This is a genomic window from Photobacterium rosenbergii, from assembly GCF_003026455.1.
GTDB classification, from domain to species: Bacteria; Pseudomonadota; Gammaproteobacteria; order Enterobacterales; family Vibrionaceae; genus Photobacterium; species Photobacterium rosenbergii.
In genome coordinates, this window is the sequence record NZ_PYMB01000017.1 from 40,055 (window position 1) to 59,990 (window position 19,936).

18 protein-coding genes are annotated in these 19,936 nt (G+C 52.2%); 6 read left to right on the forward strand and 12 right to left on the reverse strand.

Annotation, left to right across the window (positions count from 1 at the left end):
- Positions 1–111 precede the first annotated feature (111 nt).
- The 5 genes from C9J01_RS21965 to C9J01_RS21980 form a co-directional block, all read right to left on the reverse strand.
- On the reverse strand, positions 112–597 hold the full coding sequence (locus C9J01_RS21965) for a DUF2489 domain-containing protein (RefSeq protein WP_107300287.1): 486 nt from the start codon (positions 595–597) through the stop codon (positions 112–114).
- 3 nt (positions 598–600) lie between these two features.
- Positions 601–1,137 (reverse strand): Der GTPase-activating protein YihI, encoded by a 537-nt coding sequence (gene yihI / locus C9J01_RS21970; RefSeq protein ID WP_107300288.1) that lies wholly within the window; start codon positions 1,135–1,137, stop codon positions 601–603.
- On the reverse strand, positions 1,137–1,778 hold the full coding sequence (locus C9J01_RS21975; protein ID WP_107300289.1) for a class I SAM-dependent methyltransferase: 642 nt from the start codon (positions 1,776–1,778) through the stop codon (positions 1,137–1,139). The genes yihI and C9J01_RS21975 overlap by 1 nt, the downstream gene beginning before the upstream one ends.
- A gap of 207 nt (positions 1,779–1,985) precedes the next feature.
- Positions 1,986–2,159: a hypothetical protein gene (locus tag C9J01_RS29685; protein ID WP_158264588.1), complete on the reverse strand. Its 174-nt coding sequence runs from the start codon at positions 2,157–2,159 to the stop codon at positions 1,986–1,988.
- A gap of 491 nt (positions 2,160–2,650) precedes the next feature.
- Entirely contained in the window at positions 2,651–3,268 is a 618-nt protein-coding gene (locus C9J01_RS21980; protein ID WP_107300290.1) for a c-type cytochrome, read from the reverse strand.
- 158 nt (positions 3,269–3,426) lie between these two features.
- On the opposite strand from C9J01_RS21980, the gene yihA reads away from it, so the two are divergent.
- A complete protein-coding gene (gene yihA / locus C9J01_RS21985; protein ID WP_107300291.1) occupies positions 3,427–4,083 on the forward strand; it encodes a ribosome biogenesis GTP-binding protein YihA/YsxC in 657 nt (218 codons plus the stop codon).
- 743 nt (positions 4,084–4,826) lie between these two features.
- Here yihA and spfP read toward each other — a convergent pair.
- Positions 4,827–4,874 carry a small protein SpfP gene (spfP, locus tag C9J01_RS30200; RefSeq protein WP_438616993.1) on the reverse strand — a complete coding sequence of 16 codons (48 nt, stop codon included), beginning with the start codon at positions 4,872–4,874 and terminating at the stop codon, positions 4,827–4,829.
- 187 nt (positions 4,875–5,061) lie between these two features.
- Positions 5,062–7,833 (reverse strand): DNA polymerase I, encoded by a 2,772-nt coding sequence (gene polA / locus C9J01_RS21990; RefSeq protein ID WP_107300292.1) that lies wholly within the window; start codon positions 7,831–7,833, stop codon positions 5,062–5,064.
- A 324-nt stretch (positions 7,834–8,157) separates the two neighbouring features.
- On the opposite strand from polA, the gene elbB reads away from it, so the two are divergent.
- Positions 8,158–8,808 (forward strand): isoprenoid biosynthesis glyoxalase ElbB, encoded by a 651-nt coding sequence (gene elbB / locus C9J01_RS21995; protein ID WP_107300293.1) that lies wholly within the window; start codon positions 8,158–8,160, stop codon positions 8,806–8,808.
- Between the two features lie 240 nt (positions 8,809–9,048).
- On the opposite strand, the gene C9J01_RS22000 is transcribed toward elbB, so the two are convergent.
- The 4 genes from C9J01_RS22000 to recQ form a co-directional block, all read right to left on the reverse strand.
- On the reverse strand, positions 9,049–9,495 hold the full coding sequence (locus C9J01_RS22000; RefSeq protein WP_107300294.1) for a GNAT family N-acetyltransferase: 447 nt from the start codon (positions 9,493–9,495) through the stop codon (positions 9,049–9,051).
- Between the two features lie 122 nt (positions 9,496–9,617).
- Entirely contained in the window at positions 9,618–10,313 is a 696-nt protein-coding gene (locus tag C9J01_RS22005) for a 7-cyano-7-deazaguanine/7-aminomethyl-7-deazaguanine transporter (RefSeq protein ID WP_107300295.1), read from the reverse strand.
- Positions 10,314–10,431: 118 nt separating this feature from the next.
- On the reverse strand, positions 10,432–10,737 hold the full coding sequence (locus tag C9J01_RS22010; protein WP_107300296.1) for a DUF3630 family protein: 306 nt from the start codon (positions 10,735–10,737) through the stop codon (positions 10,432–10,434).
- Between the two features lie 293 nt (positions 10,738–11,030).
- Positions 11,031–12,884, reverse strand: a complete 1,854-nt coding sequence (gene recQ, locus C9J01_RS22015; RefSeq protein ID WP_107300297.1) for an ATP-dependent DNA helicase RecQ — start codon at positions 12,882–12,884, stop codon at positions 11,031–11,033.
- Positions 12,885–13,128: 244 nt separating this feature from the next.
- On the opposite strand from recQ, the gene rarD reads away from it, so the two are divergent.
- The 4 genes from rarD to ggt all read left to right on the forward strand — a co-directional run bounded on the left by rarD (position 13,129) and on the right by ggt (position 17,624).
- A complete protein-coding gene (gene rarD, locus C9J01_RS22020; RefSeq protein ID WP_107300298.1) occupies positions 13,129–14,040 on the forward strand; it encodes an EamA family transporter RarD in 912 nt (303 codons plus the stop codon).
- Between the two features lie 119 nt (positions 14,041–14,159).
- Positions 14,160–14,954, forward strand: coding sequence for an AraC family transcriptional regulator (locus tag C9J01_RS22025; RefSeq protein WP_107300299.1), 795 nt, complete (start codon positions 14,160–14,162; stop codon positions 14,952–14,954).
- A 126-nt stretch (positions 14,955–15,080) separates the two neighbouring features.
- Entirely contained in the window at positions 15,081–15,740 is a 660-nt protein-coding gene (locus tag C9J01_RS22030; RefSeq protein WP_107300340.1) for a LysE family translocator, read from the forward strand.
- A 117-nt stretch (positions 15,741–15,857) separates the two neighbouring features.
- Complete coding sequence (ggt, locus tag C9J01_RS22035; RefSeq protein ID WP_107300300.1) at positions 15,858–17,624, forward strand: gamma-glutamyltransferase; 1,767 nt, start codon at positions 15,858–15,860, stop codon at positions 17,622–17,624.
- A gap of 82 nt (positions 17,625–17,706) precedes the next feature.
- Here ggt and uvrD read toward each other — a convergent pair whose 3' ends face one another.
- Entirely contained in the window at positions 17,707–19,878 is a 2,172-nt protein-coding gene (gene uvrD / locus C9J01_RS22040; RefSeq protein WP_107300301.1) for a DNA helicase II, read from the reverse strand.
- Between the last annotated feature and the right edge of the window lie 58 nt (positions 19,879–19,936).

A 19,936-nucleotide genomic window follows, 5' to 3' on the forward strand; every position in this document is an offset into this window, starting at 1 on the left:
ACCACCAAGTGTGACACAACTTGGTAAAGATGTAGATAGGAGATAACTAAACTGCTAACCCGATCAGCTTCCCCTGTCTGTAGTATAGACAGGGGAAGACAGTGCTCGGTATTAGGCTGTTGGCTTGGCGGCCAAGATCAGATCCAGCTCTGACTTGATGGTATCTTGCAGGCGGGCTTCAGCTTTCATCCGGATCAGATCCAGCTGCATGCGCTCTTTCTTAGCCAGGGTCTTACGCTGATCACCACGTGGCATATCTTTCACCACTTGGTAGAGCTCATGCATAGCCGGATATTGGCTGGCAAAGTCCACCCGGTGATCACCCTGTAGAACTTCCATCAGCTTGTACAAGCGAATGGCGATCTCAGACATATCGCACTCGTCCTGCTTGCCGGCTTCGGCGATGATCAGCACGCTCTCCATGATATTGGCATTGCGCTGCTTGATCCCTTCTTCCTGTTGGCGCTGGGCCCTGGCAAGAAAAGCCTTATGGCGTTGAGTCTGCTTATATAGCTTAAACAGCAAATAGCCGGCATAGCTTGCCAGTACTGCCACAATCAGCCCGGCCAGTCCTAGCCACAATGTCATATCCTGCAAGGCTTACTCCTTGTCTAAACCGTCAAATTCCATGTTTTCGAACTGATCGAGCAAGTCGTCATCGGAACGAGGGCCGCTAACCGCTACCTCATCCATTTCAGGCTCGTCTTCTTCAAGCAGGCCAAGTTGGTTCATCAATTGCTCGATACGATCCAGTTTCTGGTCAACTTGCTTCTGCAGGCCAGCACCCAGTTTCTCGCCCGCTTCAATACGGTCAAGCAATACCATTAGCTGTGCATCATTTTCCAGCATCTGTAGCTCTTGCTCGGCACTCATGCGGCGCTGTTGTTTAGTTACCGGCTTCTGCGGCTCAACAATCAACGGGATCGCTTTTTTGCTGCCGTGGCGCGGATCTTTACGCTGTGCAGCCTTGCGGGCATCTTCCGGCGATACCATTGAATGGCGGCTACCAGACTTCAGGCCTTTGCGCTTACGATCTTTCTTACGCTGCAGACCATCAAGGTCGTGCTGGGTGCGGGTCTTTACAGTGACTACCTGATCGGACATTCCGGTAGTACGGCTTCTTTTCTTACGGGTCATTACTGGGTTTTCCTCAGCAAAATTACATCATTCCCGACAAACTCCACATCCAGACCGTCTCGTTGGGCCAGATAATGGAAGGTTTCACGGCTAAAAAAGCTCACGTGGGTCGGGTCGTTCTTGTAATGCCATTGCGCAAAGGCATCTGCATCTCGTGCCAGTTTGGTCATCAAGCCCAGCCAACCACCGGGTTTTACCATACCAACCAGCTGCCCCCACTCCTTCGCAGGCGTATAAAAATGTTCTATCGCTTCTGTGCAGGTCACAAAATCATATTGCGTATCCAGCACCGCCGGCTTGTCGGCAAAATAGGGATCATAGACCGCCATATTATGGCCGGCTTCAGCCAACATCAGCGACAAGGTCGGGCCGGGGCCACAACCAAAATCCAAGCCATCGAGCGGTTCACGGCCGACTCGCTCAAGGAGCGGATCCGCTAGCCGGGCAAGAAAGCGCCGGTAACCCATATCTTCCGGGTTATTCTCATGCAAATCATAATGCGCTTTCTCTTCCTGTGGCGACAACCTCGACGCAGGATCAGCGAAAATCAGGGCACATTCACCGCAACGGAAATACTGTCGGCGCCGGTCTTCAAAAAACAGCGCGGTGCTGTGGCAATGGCACAGCGGACAAGGGGCCATCTTCGCTCTCCTGTTAAGTCTAACGCACAGGACAATGCCACGGCGCCAAAATGAAGCCGGGTATAATAGCAGATTTGATTGAGAAATGTGCACTACAAAGGTTAGCAGGGCAAGATGTATAAAAGAAAAAAGCGACAGGTTAGAAAACCTGTCGCTCTGTGGGGTCGCCATTGCTGGCTATATCCTGTCTAGTCTGTCCTTAACCAGTTAGAAACATCCCGGTCTGACAATATCCATTGTTATTGTTGCTTCCATGCCAACTTGTTGTTCTTCATCGTCCTGATGAATTTTTTCCGTCCTTGAACGGCTTTCCTTACCTATACGGTTATCCTTAACCGGCTTTTCCATTAGCGTGTTGCCATCAAGCAACCAGTTCACCATCCGTGTGTGCACCCCGTCCCTAGAATGCTGCTTCCTATGTTGTGTTTTCTTTTCCGTAAGGGTCTTTCCTGACAATCCTTACCACTTCTTGCGGTCTACCCGGCTCCTTGCCAGACATCCTGCGATCCTTCGGGCCACCTGCCCATGCCTTCAATGGCGCTTTCCTTCCTGTGCCAACTCCCTGTTGACAATGCATACTTTACGCCGATACCCGAATGAAACAATGTCCCCGCCACAGAACTCTTAACTGTAACTTTATTTCAATACTCACAACACCATGTTTTATTGGAGTTTTTAGTTGATCACTATTAACAACTTCATCAACATTAACCGATACGAATGGCCGATCTCTCACACACCACGCAGTTATTTGCGTTTTCGGCTGCAAACGCTGTCATTTTCTTGCAGTTCTGCGGATAACAAACCAATAAAAAAGGCAGCCGAAGCTGCCTTTTTCTCACCACCGACTGGAAGCCAGGCTGAAGTAAAATTTAGTGCAAGCCGCCCACATACTGTGACAGGGCGGTAATTTCGTCATCGGTAAGCTTGGCTGCCACCGCACGCATCATGGCATTCATGTCATTAACACGTTGGCCGTCGCGGAATTTCTCCAGTTGTAGCTTGACGTATTCGGCATTCTGGCCAGAGATTTTAGGGAAACCTGACAGGCTGGTGCCATTACCGCGTGGACCGTGGCAAGCGGTACAGGCAGTCACACCACGCTCGGCATCACCGAAACGGTATAGGGTCTGGCCGATTTCAATCGACGATTCAGGTGTGGTGTTATCAGAGATAGGCAGTGAGGCATAGTAGGCCGCCAAATCGGCCATATCCTGCTCGGTCAGCGGCATGGCCATGCCACCCATGACAGGATCATTACGGCCTTGCGCACCACCAGAGCTCATCGCAAGTTTGAAATCTTTGAGCTGTTTTTCGAGGTAACCTGCATGCTGGCCGGCGATCTTAGGGTATTGCGCCATAATCCCATTACCATCTGCACCATGGCAGGCGGCACATGTTGCGGCTTTCGCCTTTCCGGCTTCTGCATCTCCCTGGGCCCAGGCTGAGCAACTGGCCAGCAGAGTCAATATCAGTGCTAATTTCTTCATGACATTCCGTTTATAATTATAGAGCTTCCAGTACCACAAGTAATGCTCAGTAACATGGTATACAATGCGACCACTAACCGAGCTCGGTTTTCGTATATTTTACACAATTTCACATAAAAGTAATCAGTCGACTACATCAAGACTTGACGGAGTTAACAGTGAATCAACCTCTCAACTATAGAAACACAGGATTTATCACAAGTGCACCGACAATCCGACACTTGCCAAACGACACAGGCGTTGAGATCGCATTTGCTGGCCGCTCCAATGCAGGTAAGTCGAGTGCCCTAAACCGCATCACCGACCAAAAAAGCCTAGCCCGTACTTCTAAAACGCCTGGCCGTACCCAATTGATCAACATGTTCGAAGTGGTACCAGGTTGTAACCTGATTGACCTGCCTGGCTATGGCTACGCCCAGGTTCCACTGGAAATGAAACTGAAATGGCAGGAATCGCTGGGTGAATACCTGCAAAAGCGTGAATGCCTGCAGGGCCTGGTGGTATTGATGGATATCCGCCACCCACTTAAAGATCTGGATCAGCAGATGATCATGTGGGCGATCGAAAGCCGCCTGCCAGTACTGGTTCTACTGACCAAGGCCGACAAACTCAAGAGCGGTGCCCGCAAGCAGCAACTGATGAAAGTACGCGACAGCGTCAAGACCTTCGGTGGCGATGTGCAGGTAGAAGCCTTCTCATCCCTCAAAGGGATCGGTGTTGACCAAGTCCGCCGCAAGCTGGACGAATGGTTTGCCCCTGAGCTTGAGCGCCAGTTGGCGATGCTTGAAGAAGACGATATTCAAGACGAAGAATAAGCTTTCGCCAAATACACACCGAAAGCAAGACGAACATCAAAGCTCCCATCCGGGGGCTTTTTTTGCACTTGGCAATATCAAGCAGCAGCCTGAGCTATGCACCACAATAAAAATACCCCACCAGCAAGGCGGGGCAATGGGAGAGAAATAGGAGGTTTTTATATTTGTTTCGAAAGCATCAGTGATTTCCCCCACCAACGCAAGTTTTTTATCCCATAAGTGTGTTTTGGGCAACATCCGGACTCAGATCCTGCCTTGGTTTCCAGCGGTAAATATCCAGTTTTAGGCGGTTGGTGCACTTTACTAGGGAAAGTTGTTTTTTATTGAAAATAAAGATGACAGCAACCCGATGAAGACATCCCAAAGTGGAATAAAATTACAGTTTGATGACAGGCTGGATAAAAAAAAGCCACCCCAAATTCAGGATGGCGATTTCATGTATTTGTTGGCTAGCCGGTTTGAAACCCACTACCGAAAACAAATATGAACAAGAAGCAAACAAGATTATAGCTACCTGCCCAACAAAATTAAAGTAATTACTCTAAAAATTAATGAGGAAAAAACCAGCAAATAGAGTAAACCCTGGCAACAAAAGCTTCCAGTACAAGTATTCGGTAACTAAATAGATGAGTTGGCAACCAATCAGCGCCAATATGATCAAAATATAAACGGGAAGTTTGGGGGGATGAATTTTTCTTTGGCGCAATAAAAAACGCCCTGGTCAAATGACCAGGGCGGCTGAATCAGCCAAATCCAATAACGTGAAACAAAAGGTCTGAAAGATAGAACATCTTACCTCTGTACCCTACGCCTCTAACTGTATATCAATTGCTCAGTCTTGAAAAGACTTTTTGTAATTTTTTTTCAAGATCTCGTAAGTAGTTTCTAAACTTCGTAAGTCGCTGAGCGAATAATTTCAGCAAAAAAATAGCCAGCAAGGCTGGCTAATTTCTTACGTTTTAGAACATTCGAGCTAAATTAGTGCGCCTGATCCCAATTATCACCGGTACCGGCATCGGCAATGAGCGGAACAGCCAGTTCAGCCGCAGATTCCATCAAACGGCGAACCTCGGCAGAAACGTTGTCGACCTCCGACTCCTGTACCTCAAATACAAGTTCGTCATGAACTTGCATTAGAAGGCGAACTCGACCTTCAGGTTGCTGACCGACCCATTCATCCACCAACACCATAGCACGTTTAATAATATCGGCAGCGGTACCCTGCATCGGGGCATTGATCGCCGCACGCTCAGCTGCCTTGCGGCGCATGCCATTACGTGACTTGATATCAGGCAGGTGCAAACGACGGCCAAACAGTGTTTCTACATACCCTTGCTCGCTGGCCTGGTTGCGGGTGCTTTCCATGTATTCCAGTACGCCTGGGTAGCGTTCGAAGTACACATTCATGTAATCCTGCGCTTCGTTACGGCCCATATCCAACTGCTTGGCCAAGCCAAATGCACTCATGCCGTAGATCAGGCCGAAGTTGATTGCCTTGGCACGGCGACGCTGCTCGCTGGTCACCGACTCAAGCGGGATCCCCAAGATTTCAGCTGCGGTTGCGGCGTGAATATCTTTACCGTGGTTGAAGGCATCTAGCAGGGCCTGATCACCGGATAGGTGCGCCATAATACGCAGCTCAATCTGTGAATAGTCGACCGCCAATACCTTATAACCCGTCGGTGCAATGAAAGCTTGGCGAATACGACGTCCTTCATCATTACGAACCGGGATGTTCTGCAGGTTAGGATCACTTGACGACAAACGCCCCGTCGCAGTCACGGCCTGGTGGTATGAGGTATGGACACGGCCTGTTGCCGGGTTCACCATCTTCGGCAGCTTGTCGGTATAGGTTGATTTCAGTTTCGCCAAGCTTCGGTATTCCAGGATCAACTTCGGCAGCGGGTAATCCAATGCCAGCTCCTGCAGTACCTCTTCATTGGTCGAAGGGGTACCTGATGGGGTTTTCTTCAGAACCGGCAGGCCCATTTTCTCAAACAAAATAGCCTGGAGCTGTTTTGGCGAGCTCAGGTTGAATTCATCACCCGCAATCTCGAAAGCTTGCTTTTCCAGCTCATCAAGGCGGGCAGCAATCTCGGTTGACTGCGCGCCAAGCAGCATGCTGTCAATCAATACCCCGGTACGCTCCATGCGTGACAAGACCGGTACCAATGGCATCTCGATATCGTCAAATACTGATTTGAGCTTGTCATCGGCATTTACTTTCTCAAGCAACACATTATGCAAGCGCAGGGTAATGTCCGCATCTTCGGCGGCATAAGGGCCGGCCTGCTCCAGATCGATCTGGTTGAAGGTCAGCTGCTTTTTGCCCTTGCCGGCAATATCTTCAAAGCTGATGGTCTTGTGCTCGAGGTAGCGCAGCGACAGGCTATCCATATCATGGCGACCGACCACGCTATTGAACACGTAAGACTCTAGCATGGTGTCAAAGCGGATCCCCTGCATCTCGATACCATAGCGGGCAAGAATACTGGCATCGAACTTAAGGTTCTGGCCTACCTTGTCCTTGCTCGGGTCTTCCAGCAGCGGCTTGAGTTGGGCCAGTACCCAATCGCGGTCAAGTTGGGCCGGGGCATCGAGATAATCATGGGCAACCGGCACGTAGGCTGCTTTGCCTTCTTCCACGGCAAATGACACACCAACCAGGTTAGCTGTCATATAATCCAAGCCATCAGTCTCGGTATCGAACGCCACCACTTCTGCGGTATTGAGTTTTTCCAGCCACTGGTTGAATGCCGCTTCATCCAGCACGGTTTCATAGCCACTGCGGTCAATCACAGGGGCAACCGGTTTAGCTTCAGCAGCGGGCGCCGCCGATTTTTCATCGGCTACAATACGGCCATCACTGCCATCAAGCATTTCAGAAAGCCAGCGACGGAACTGCAACTGGCCAAACAGCTTAGTCAGTTCATCGGTGTCCGGGGTGGTTTTCACCAACTGATCCGGCGTGACATCCAGCTCGACATCCAGTTTGATTGTCGCCAGCTCATAGGACAAGTATGCCGCTTCCTTGTTATCAAGCAGCTTTTTCGACATGGTTTTCGAGCCACGGAAACCCAGCGGGGCAATATCATCGAGGTTGGCGTACAACGCATCCAAACCACCGATACCGGTCAGCAGGGCCTTGGCCGTCTTTTCGCCAACGCCCGGCACACCCGGGATGTTATCGACCTTGTCGCCCATCAGGGCAAGGTAGTCGATGATCAGCTCTGGGCCGATACCAAACTTATCAACAACCCCAGCTGGATCCATTACCACATCGGTCATGGTGTTGATCAGGGTAATATTCTGATCAACCAGTTGAGCCATATCTTTATCACCGGTACTGATCAATACCGGCATACCCGCTTTAGATGCCTGGCTGGCCAAGGTACCGATCACATCATCGGCTTCTACCCCGGAAATCGAAATCAGCGGCAGGCCCATGGCCTTGATCACGGCATGGAGCGGCTCGATCTGAGAGCGGAGATCATCCGGCATTGGCGGACGGTTGGCCTTGTATTCCGGGTACATCTCGTCGCGGAATGTTTTGCCTTTCGCATCAAAGATGACGGCAATGTGCTCGGTGGAAAACTGGCGCAACATACTGCGCAGCATGTTCACAACACCATACACCGCTCCGGTTGGTTCACCGTCTGAATTAGTGAAGTTAGGCGCAGCGTGGTAGGCACGATAAAGATAAGATGATCCATCAATCAGAATAAGTGGATTTTCTGGGATAGTTGCCATAAAGATATTCTTATATCCGGGGGATGAAAGAGTTAGGGCACTAGGATGCCATGACTACCCCCAACTGTTAACTGCTGTTTTCCAGTTTGGGGGGCACATCTGTGGATAAGTTTGTTGGTAGTTCATTTTAAAGCGTTGATCAAATTTTAACACCACAAAAAACACAGACATAAAAACAATAAAATACAGCAACTTATATCAATATCGCTCAATAGATCCACGATCCTGAAATGATCATTAATTGTGGAAAAAGTTAACAGCACATACTGAAATAAGATGAACTGAGAGTAAAAATAGACAAATCTGACGATAAAGGGAGCCATTATGAAGAAAATCGCAGTTATTTTGAGCGGTTCAGGCGTGTTTGACGGTGCCGAAATCCATGAATCCGTCCTTGCACTGCTTGCCATCGAGCAAGAAGGTGCCAGTTGGCACTGCTTTGCCCCGAATATGGATCAGCACCATGTGATCAACCACCTGACCGGTGAAGAAATGGCAGAAACAAGGAATGTATTGATTGAGGCGGCTCGGATCGCCCGCGGTCAAATCGATGATTTGGCGAGTTTGGATCCCAGCCAGTATGACGCCCTGCTGCTACCCGGCGGCTTCGGTGCAGCCAAGAACCTCTCCGATTTCGCTTTCAAGGGCAGCGAATGCACTATCCACCCAGAGGTTAAGCGGGTGTGCCAGAAGTTTGCTGAGGAAGAAAAACCCGCCGGTTATTTGTGTATTGCCCCTGCTATGATCCCGCTGATCTATGGCCCGGGAGCCAAAGGTACTATTGGCAATGATCCAGATACGGCCAAGGCGTTCACCCTAATGGGGGGCGAGCATATCAAGTGCCCGGTCAGTGATTACGTGTTGGATCAAAAACGCCGTCTACTGACGACGCCTGCCTATATGCTAGCCGGCAGCATTTCCGAGGCGGCAGAGGGGATCAATAAATTGGTCAAGGAATTGGTGAAGATTGCCTAGCACTTTTAGTGCTAATTGCAGATAAAGAAAAAGCGGCACTACTTTCCATTATCAAGACCTGGAAGTAGTTGCCGCTCAGCAGAAGGGATTGTATTTTCAGCCCTACACTAAAAACCCACCCTAGCTAAAGTACACTGGAAGCAATGTGAGCAATGTCGTGCCTTCAAACGAGAACCCTTTGTTACTGTTCTCGCTGAGTGCAAGTTAATAATAACCATTCTCATTTAAGATGCAAGTGTTTTATTGAGAATTGTTGTCATTTAGTTGTTTGATGAAATGCAGGCGGTAATCTTCAATCCCGTCTTTCTTCTCCAAGTGCTCGATTTGGTAACCATTCCTTAGCAATAGACGCAGCATCGCAGGGAAACGGTTGCGAGATTTCACCCTCAGCTCCTGATAGCCTTGCGCCACCACCCATTCTTCCTGTGCCTCTAACAGAGCCTGGGCCACCCCACCCCGTCGGCCAGCCGGCGCCACACCACCCAACCAACTGTAAAAACACTCTTCCGATAATTGATAGCCAATCTTTACCCCGACCAATTCACCGTCTTGCTCGGCCACCAAAATCAGTGCCCGGTGGCCACGAAGCCGTTGTTTGATTTCATCCTCGGTAGCAGGACGGGCAAATTCACTAATGGCGGCCAACACAGTTACCGCTTCTTCAATACTGGCCTCTCGGATATGCATACTTCCTCCTGTATACCAAACGGATTAACCTTCAGAGCGATTAATCCGTTTGAAAATAATAAGGCCAGCAATGCTGGCCTTAAACTGTGCTTATTATGGTGTGAAACCCAAATAAGGGAAAGCTACACACCCTGGGTATTATGCTGCTGGCTGTCCCCTTCCGGCTTGGCCGGCGATAAAGTGGTTAACTTACCAATCAGGTAATTAAGCAGTACACCGTACATCGGCACAAACAAGCCAAGGCTGATAAGCAACTTAAAGCCATAATCTACCAGGGCTATCTCCACCCAGTTCTCAGCCATGAACGCATCTGGGCTGTTATAGAACGCAATCGAGAAGAAGGCCAAGGTATCAAGCGCATTACCAAATAGTGTCGAGCAGCTCGGCGCAACCCACCATTGCTTGGTCTGGCGAAGGCGGTTGAATACCGACACATCCATGATCTGGCCTAGCAGGTAAGCCATGAAGCTGGCAATCGCTATCCGGGCAACGAACAGGTTAAATTCCCCAAGATGACCAAGCCCCTGATACTCTCCCTGATAGAACAGGACAGACAGGACATAGGAAATCAATAGGGCCGGCATCATCACCCGCAGGATAATTTTCCTTGCCATACCCGCCCCGAAAATACGGACCGTCAAGTCTGTTGCCAGAAAGATAAACGGAAAGGTAAAAGCACCCCAGGTAGTATGGAATCCCATCACGGTAAAAGGGAGCTGCACCAGGTAATTGCTCGATGCGATAATAAGCAGGTGGAAAACCACCAGGAAAGAAAGCGCCTTGCGCTGCTGCGCGGGCGAAAATTGAGAAGTCGTCATTGTCAGACCTTTTTGTCATTGGGGGAGAGGGAACCCAAAACACCACTGCCAGCTCTCACACTGCCAGTAGCAACCGAAGGCGGGGATTATACAGCAAACCACCGCTTTGCCCAGTGTTTCACCGCTTGCCGAGCAACCCAGCAAGGAATAACAGTGTTTCCCCAGCATCACTGCCGAGCCCTTCCAGCCACATCTGGCTGCTGTAGTGCTCCCCTTTGAGCAGTAACTGGCAACCTTCAAAATCCACCAGCCACACATGCAAGTCAGCATTGGCCTCTTGCTCTAACACTGTCATGCCGAGGTGTTGCAACAAAGCCTCAGCAACCTCGGCAAAATTATCATAGTCGAAATCAGGGCTACCGATCTCAAGCAGCCTTGCGGCACTGTCAACATGGCGGCACCAGTAAGGTGAGCTTCCAGTCATGGCGCTATATTCCTTTTAACAATGGGAGGTCGCAGAAGGTTTCCTGTAACCAATTGTTTCCTTGCGTATCAAGCAATAACCAGCCTCTAGCCAAGGGGCGAGGTTCATGGTTTTATGAAGTTGTTGCCAATCGGGGAAACCCGGTTAGCAATCGGTGAATTTAACATTCTCACCAAATACGCAAGCTGTTTTGTAGCGAACAGAGCATGCCGGGGCCAAGCCCCAGTTTGTATCTAAAACGCATTTTATACCGGACGCGGATTGTCCGGTATTTTTTTACCTGGCCTTTCTCTCTAGCCGATCCCGAAACCGACTTCTTCACCTGCGGTGAGATGATCTTCGATAAGCCCCATGAAGGCATTACCGTATTTTTCCAGCTTACGGTGCCCGACCCCGTTGACCGCCAACAACTCTCCCGCCGAAGTCGGCAGACGCTCTGCCATCTCCATCAGGCTGGCATCATTGAATACCACATACGGTGGCAAATCTTCCTCATCGGCAATCGCTTTGCGCAGTTTGCGTAGCTTGGCAAACAACTTCTTGTCGTATTGGCGGTTAGCCATTTTATCACTCTTGGCACTGCGGGCCGCAATATCCAACCTCGGCACGGCTAGATCGAGCGGCACTTCGCCCCGCAGGACTTCACGGGCCTTAGCCGTCAGCTGCAAGATCGAACTACGGACAATATTCTGGGTCAGGAAGCCACGGTGGATAAGCTGGCGCAGAATACTGACCCAAAACTCATGGCTGTGCTCACGGCCGATACCATAGGTGCTGAGCTTGTCGTGGCCATGCTCGCGGATCCGCTGGTTCTGCATACCGCGTAGTACTTCCACTACGTGGGTAATACCGAAGCTCTGGTTCACCCGGTATACACAAGACAAGGCCTTCTGCGATACCTCAAGAGCATCAAAGTGCTTGGGCGGGTCAAGGCAGACATCGCAGTTGCCACAGGGTTCTTCCCGCGCCTCACCAAAATAATTGAGCAGCACCTGGCGGCGGCAAGTCTGCGCCTCGGCAAACGCCCCCATGGCATTGAGCTTATGGCTCTCCACCAATTTCTGCGGGCCTTCTTCTTTTTCATCCAAACAGCGGCGCAGCCAAGCAAGATCCGATGGGTCGTAGAACAGGATAGCTTCTGCCGGCAGGCCATCACGCCCCGCTCGCCCGGTTTCCTGATAGTAGGATTCGATATTGCGCGGAATATCATAATGAACCACAAAGCGCACGTTGGACTTGTTGATCCCCATGCCGAAAGCCACGGTCGCAACCACGATCTGGATATCATCACGCTGGAACGCTTCTTGGACCCAAGCTCGCTCATCGTGCTCCATCCCGGCATGATAGGCAGCTGCTCGGACTCCACTCTCGTTGAGCTTCTCGCTGATTTGCTCGACTCGCTTGCGGCTGTTGCAGTAGACAATGCCACACTGGCCACGCATGCCGGATAGGTAGCGGGTCAACTGGGCCATTGGCTTGTATTTTTCCTGCAGGGTATAGCGGATATTTGGCCGGTCAAAACTACCGAGATAGGTATGTTGTTCCTGAAGTGCAAGCCGGGCCACGATGTCCTGACGGGTAGTCTCATCCGCCGTGGCTGTCAGGGCAATCACCGGCACCTTAGGGAAAGCCTGTCGCAAACTACCAATCGCCGCGTATTCTGGACGGAAGTCATGGCCCCACTGTGAAATACAGTGCGCTTCATCGACCGCAATCATACTGAGGGGCAAACTGGCAAGACGTTCGGAAAAATCTCGGCTTAGCAAGCGCTCGGGAGAAACATAGACCAGTTTCAACTGATCCTGGGCCATCGCCTGAAAGGTATCCTGCATGGCTTCCCACGACATGGTGGAGTTAATACAGGCAGCGGCCACCCCGTTAGCCTTGAGTTGGTCGACCTGATCTTTCATTAGGGAAATCAACGGGGAAACCACCAAGGTCAGTCCATCGCGCAGCAAGGCCGGAATTTGATAGCACAGCGACTTACCGCCACCGGTCGGCATGATCACTAGGCAATCCTGGCCAGAGACCACCGCCTCGATAACAGACTGCTGGCCTTCGCGGAATTCCTGATAGCCGAATACCTCCTGCAGGACCTGCTGACAGGTCATTGGGCTCTCGGTCTGGCTCGGCTGGCTTGCTGGCATAACGTTCTCATTGCGCTGGTGATCCGAAGTGGAGCACCTGAAGATGGACAAGGCTGGCTATTCTATACCATTCAGATCACTGATGGGAGTCACACCCGGTTCAAATCATTTGCTCTGCTGGCAGCTATAGTTGTAGAGGAAAAAGGCAATAGTATTGAGATCGATCACGATTTATACTGCCCGTGCATACGCAACTGAATATTTATTTCTCCCCGCCAGCTCGGCACCAACTTTTCAGGTAACCATGGAAACGCAAAATACCCAGACCCAACGCGGCGTCATCCTCGCCCTATCGGCCTACACCATGTGGGGGGTAGCACCGATCTATTTCAAATCCCTCCAGCATGTCAGTGCGATGGAGATTCTCAGCCACCGGGTGATCTGGTCGTTTGTCTTCCTTGCCCTGCTACTGGTTGTCAGCAAGGGTTGGGGGCAGGTCCGGGCCGTACTGGGGCGGCCGAAAGTCGTGATGCTACTGTTGGCCACATCATTGCTGGTCGGGGGCAACTGGCTGATCTTCATTTGGGCAGTGAACAACAACTATATGCTCGATGCCAGCCTCGGCTACTACATCAACCCACTGCTCAATGTCTTGCTTGGGATGATGTTCCTCGGTGAGCGCCTACGCCCACTGCAATGGGTCGCTGTTGCCCTGGCAGCCACAGGTGTTGCTGTCCAGCTGATCCAGTTCGGTTCACTGCCTTGGATTGCCCTGGCACTTGCGGCCAGCTTCGGCCTTTATGGCCTGCTTCGCAAGAAGGTCAACCTCGATGCGGCAACCGGATTGTTCATGGAAACCAGTCTGTTGCTGCCTCTGGCACTCGGCTACGTATTTATCTTTGCCAATAGCGCAACCTCTGATTGGTCGGCTAACCCGATGGGTACCAATTTATTACTGATGGCAGCAGGTATTGTCACCACTCTGCCGCTGCTGTGCTTTACCGGTGCCGCGACCAAGCTCAAGCTCTCGACCCTGGGCTTTTTCCAGTACATCGGCCCGAGCCTGATGTTCCTGCTGGCGATCACCGTTTACGGCGAAAGCTTCACCGCCGACAAAGGCTATACCTTTGCCTTTATCTGGGCAGCACTGATCGTGTTCAGCTTCGAAGGCCTGCGTAACCACCGCAGCAACAAAAAACAAGCGGCCGTCAGCTAAGTTTTCACCCAACTAAAATGCGGTGCTGCATAGTGGCATGTAGCACCGTTGATTTTTTACAAGCGCTACCGCAATGGCTATGGTGTACTTACAATGAATCGCAAAGGGGGGAGCGAATTATGAATAAAATCAGCCATCGCAAAAGCCCCATTGATGACATCAGCCTAATCGATGCCCATTACCAAAGCTTTGCGTTCAAACGCCATTATCACCTCGATTACCATGTCGGACTGATCACCCAGGGCCAGCAGCAATATTTCTACAACGGCAGCAAACACATCGCCGGCGCCGGGCAACTGGTAATCATGCCACCGGACGAAATCCATGACGGCCAACCCAACGAGCAAACCGGATACCAAGTCAAGGTCTTCAGCATCACTCCCGACTGGCTAAGCCAGCAGGCCGACGACGTCTCGGGCAAGGGCCATTACAGTTTCCCGCAAAATAAAATCGCGGATCACACCCTGTTCCAACAGCTGACCCTATTGCACCAGCAGTTGGACAACCCACTGGTGTCACAACTGGCCAAAGACAGCTTGCCGATCGAGTCCTTTTCCTATTTGTTGACCCACTACGGCCAGGTTCGCGAAGCCAATGTCACAGCCCTAGGTTCAAAAGACTTAGCCCAGTTGCGCGACTATGTGATGGCCCACTTGGATCAGAAAATCAGCCTCGAACAGCTATCCAGCCTGTGCGATCTCAGCCCGTCACAACTGCTACGCCAATTCAAGAAAGCCACCGGTATGACCCCTTACGCATGGCTGGCGCGGCTTAGGTTGGAGCATGCCATGTCACTGCTGAAAGCAGGCTACACCAGTACCGAGGTTGCATACCACGTTGGCTTTTACGATCAGGCCCACTTCGCCCATGCCTTCAAGCAAACGTTCGGCGTCGCCCCTTCGCACATCAAATAACAGGCCTTCAATACACGGCATCGCCATCACTGTCATTTTTTTACAAGCGCGAATCCTATCATTAAGGCATCCTACGCCTTGCTGGGCATTGTGCCCTGATGTTTGAAGGATAACGTACGCACTATGATCAACGAAGTAACCACCCTAGCTACCCTAGTCACCGTTCATATCGTCGCCTTGATGAGTCCGGGGCCCGACTTCGCCTTAGTGGTACAGAATGCCGGCCGCTACGGCCGCCAAACCGGTATCATGATCGCTCTCGGCCTATCGCTGGGGATCCTTCTGCATTCGATTCTCAGCCTAACCGGGGCCAGCCTGCTGATCCACCAGCACCCGATGCTGTTTGCCCTATTGCAAGCTGCTGGCGGCAGTTACCTGCTTTGGCTTGGGCTCGGCGCTTTGAAAGGTACATGGCAACATTGGCAGCAGCGTCACCAGACCGAGGCAGGCCAACCAAGCAAACCTGCTCAGCGGGTCCTTGCTAACCGCAAGCAAGCGCTAGCCAAAGGCTTTACCACCAATATCCTCAACCCCAAGGCACTGGTCTTTTTTATCAGCCTACTGTCGACACTGGTGCCAGCCAGCATGTCCCTCGGTGGCAAGGCGACAGCCATCGGCCTACTGTGGGTCACCTCGTTCTTGTGGTTCGCCCTCTTGGCCTGGTTACTGACCGGGGCACGCCTACAACAGAAGCTCAAGCAATGGACACCCTGGATTGATGCCACCTGCGGTGCCCTGTTCACCGTGATCGGCAGCCTGATTTGGGTCAGTATCCTTTCTGCTTAACCATCGGTGCTGCCTGCTACGCAGGTTGACCCGCAGCACAAAAAACGACCAACTGTTAGACATTACCCCCTCTCCTTACTTAGGCTAACTACAGCCTAAGTAAGGAGTAAATGAACCATGGAATGGAACCAACACCGGATTGCCTTGTTGTCAGCTTGCCTGCTGACCCTGCCTGTTACCTCCCTTGCCAAAGATAACCAGCAAAGCGCTGACCAGCTTGCCCCGGAAGCGGCAACCGGCCTGACCGAGCAGCAAGCCGTGACCGGCAAGAACTGGATGGTTGCCTCTGCCAACCCTTATGCCAGCGAAGCCGGTGCCGAAATCCTGCGCCAGGGCGGCAATGCCATTGATGCCATGGTGGCTACCCAGTTGGTACTGGGCCTGACTGAGCCGCAATCCTCAGGCATTGGTGGCGGCGCATTCATGGTCTATTGGGATCAGAAAAAGAAAGCCCTGACCACCTTCGACGGCCGCGAAACTGCTCCGTTTGCCGTGACCCCGCTGCTGTTCCAGGATGAAAAAGGCCAACCGCTCAAGTTCTTTGATGCCGTGGTTGGTGGCCGCTCAGTCGGTACCCCGGGGACCGTCAGGTTGATGTGGTATACCCACCAGCGCCACGGCAAACTGGACTGGAAGAAGTTGTTCGAACCCGCAATTACCCTCGCCAAAGAGGGCTTTGTCGTCAGCCCGAGGCTGGCTGCGTTAGTGGAAAAGGACAAAGCCCACCTGCAGCGATTCGAAGCCACCAAGGCTTATTTCTTCAATGAAGACGGCACGCCTATCCAGGCCGGGCAAACCCTGAAAAACCCAGAGTATGCCGATACCTTGCGGCAAATTGCCGAGCGCGGTGCCAGCGCCTTCTACACCGGTGAGATTGCCAAGGACATCGTCAAGGCGGTACGCACCGCCCCCGGAAACCCGGGCGTACTCAGCACTATGGATTTGGCAACCTACCAAGTTAAGGAGCGCCCTGCGGTCTGTGCCCCTTACCGCCAATATGAGGTTTGCGGGATGGGACCACCGAGCTCCGGTGCTCTAACCCTGGGGCAAATCATGGGCATGCTCAGCCACTATCCGCTTAGCGATTTGGGGCCAGATAACCTCACTAGCTGGCGCTTGCTAGGCGATGCCTCACGCCTCGCCTTTGCCGATCGTGGCCGGTACATGGCCGATAGCGATTATGTACCGATGCCGACCAAAGGATTGCTTGCCGACGACTACCTCCAGCAAAGGGCCGCCTTGCTTAACAGCGACCAAGCCCTGGCCAAGGCCGAAGCCGGTAACCCACCATGGGATCACGCTATGCGCTATGCCATGGACGAATCACTCGAACTGCCTTCAACCAGCCACTTTTCGATTGTCGACAAGGGCCGCAACGTGATTTCAATGACCACCACTATAGAGAACGGCTTTGGCTCACGGGTGATGGTACGCGGCTTCCTGCTCAACAATGAGCTGACTGACTTTTCCTTCCGCAGCCATGATAACGGCAACCCGATAGCCAACCGGGTCGAGCCGGGTAAACGACCACGCTCGTCGATGGCACCGACCATCGTGATGCAAAAAGGCAAGCCGTACCTTGCTATCGGCTCACCGGGTGGCAGCCAAATCATAGGTTATGTCGCCAAAACCCTGGTGGCCCACCTCGACTGGGGAATGGATCTGCAACAGGCTATCAACCTGCCGAACATGAACAACCGCTTCGGCCCATTTGAACTCGAAGCCAATACCGAGGCCGAGCAATGGGCACCGAAATTGGAAACCCTTGGCTTCAAGGTGCAGGTCAAAGAACTCAACTCGGGTGTCCAGGCCATCAAGCTTAGCGACAAAACCCTAACCGGGGCTGCCGACCCGCGCCGCGAAGGCAAGGTCATCGCGAAATAAGGACACACGCCCTTCACCCATAAAAAAACCGTGGCTCCTGCCACGGTTTTTATTTCAGTATCAACAATGTGCCAACCAATGATTACATCGGCTCAAGCTTGGCATACTGGGTGACCAGCCATTTGATCCCTTCGCCGTTGAAGGCGACCTGAACCCGGCTCTGGGCACCGCTGCCCTCGAAGTTGATAATGGTACCTTCTCCGAATTTCGGGTGCTGGACCCGTTGGCCAAGGCTATAGCCGGTCTGGTTGAAGTTATCGTTAACCTGACTCTGGCTGAAGCGACCGCTACTGGCCGGGCGGGAGACCTTGGCCTTCATCCGCACTTCTTCAATGAACTCTTCCGGGATCTCGCGGATAAAGCGTGACGGTTTATGGAAGTTATCTTTGCCGTAGAGGCGGCGCATTTCCGCATAGGAGATGTAGAGCTTCTGCATCGCACGTGTCATCCCCACGTAGCACAGGCGGCGCTCTTCCTCCAAACGGCCGACTTCCTCAGTGGTGCGCGAACTCGGGAACATGCCTTCCTCGACACCGACCATAAACACCACCGGGAACTCCAAGCCCTTGGCACTGTGCATGGTCATCAACTGGACCGCATCTTCGAAATCATCAGCCTGGCCTTCACCGGCCTCTAGCGCAGCATGGGACAAGAATGCCGACAGCGGGCTCATCTCCTCGGCTTCTTCCGGGATCTCAAACTGGCGGGTTGCTGTTACCAACTCCTCCAAGTTTTCAATACGGGCCTGGGCTTTCTCGCCTTTCTCCTGCTCGTACATGGCGCGCAAGCCAGAGTTACGGATCACTTCATCGGTTTGCTGGTACAGCGGCAGCTCACGGGTGTCGTCTTCCAGTGCATTGACCAACTCGATGAAACGGCGCAGTGAGTTGGCGGCACGGCCAGCCAGCACCTGCTCTTCCAGCAAGGCAATACTGGCTTGCCACATCGTCGCACCACGGTCACGGGCCGCCATGCGGATAGTTTCAAGGGTGCGATCACCCAAGCCACGAGTAGGGGTATTCACTACGCGTTCGAAAGAAGCGTCATCATTACGGTTAGCAATCAGGCGCAGGTACGACAGGGCATCCTTGATTTCCTGGCGCTCGAAGAAGCGCATGCCGCCGTAAATGCGGTATGGCATCCCGGCTTGGATCAAGGCCTCTTCCAATACCCGCGACTGGGCATTGCTACGGTAAAGCAGGGCAGCTTCGCTCAGCGCACCACCCTGATCACGTAGCTCTTTGATTTTGCCAACCACAAAACGGGCTTCATCCAATTCATTGAAGGCCGAGTAAATCGAGATCAACTCACCTTCAGCACCATCGGTCCATAGGTTTTTGCCCATTCGCTCATTGTTGTTGGCGATCAGGCCGTTGGCCGCTTTTAGGATATTGCCGGTCGAGCGGTAGTTCTGCTCAAGGAAGATAGAACTCGCCCCCTTGAAGTCATTCAAGAAACGCTGGATGTTCTCCACCTTGGCACCACGCCAGCCGTAGATAGACTGGTCATCATCACCCACAATCATCACGTTGCAATCTGGGCCTGCCATCAAGCGCAGCCAGGCAAACTGGATGTTGTTGGTATCCTGGAACTCATCCACCAAAATGTGCTTGAAACGCGCCTGGTAGTGCTCGCGGATATGCTTGCTGCGCTGCAGCAGCTCGAACGCACGTAGCAGCAGCTCGGCAAAATCGACCAAGCCGGCACGGTCACAGGCTTCCTGATAGGCGGTGTAGAGGCGTAACCAGGTTTGCTCGACCGGATCATTGAAGGTATCAATGTGCTGTGGTCGTAGCCCCTCGTCTTTTTTCTCGTTGATATACCACGCCGCCTGACGCGCAGGCCACTGCTTCTCGTCCAAATTCTGGGCTTTGATCAAGCGACGCAGCAAACGCATCTGGTCTTCGGAATCCAAGATATTGAAGTCTTCCGGTAGGCCAGCATCAAGATAATGGGCACGCAGCATACGGTGACAAAGGCCGTGGAAAGTACCATTCCACATCCCGGCCGACGAGCCATGCATCAGCTCATTAATTCGGCCACGCATTTCGGCAGCGGCCTTGTTGGTAAACGTCACCGACATGATGGAGTAAGGCGAAGCCTGCTCTATCGTCATCAACCAAGCAATGCGATGGACCAAGACCCGGGTCTTGCCACTACCGGCTCCGGCCAAAACCAGGTGGTTACCCAACGGTGCTGCCACCGCCTCGCGTTGTTTGTCATTCAGGCCATCTAACAGAAGTGAAACGTCCATCGCTCTCTACTGGTTATTTATACAATGGTGATGATTATAACCACAAAGCCCCCCGCGA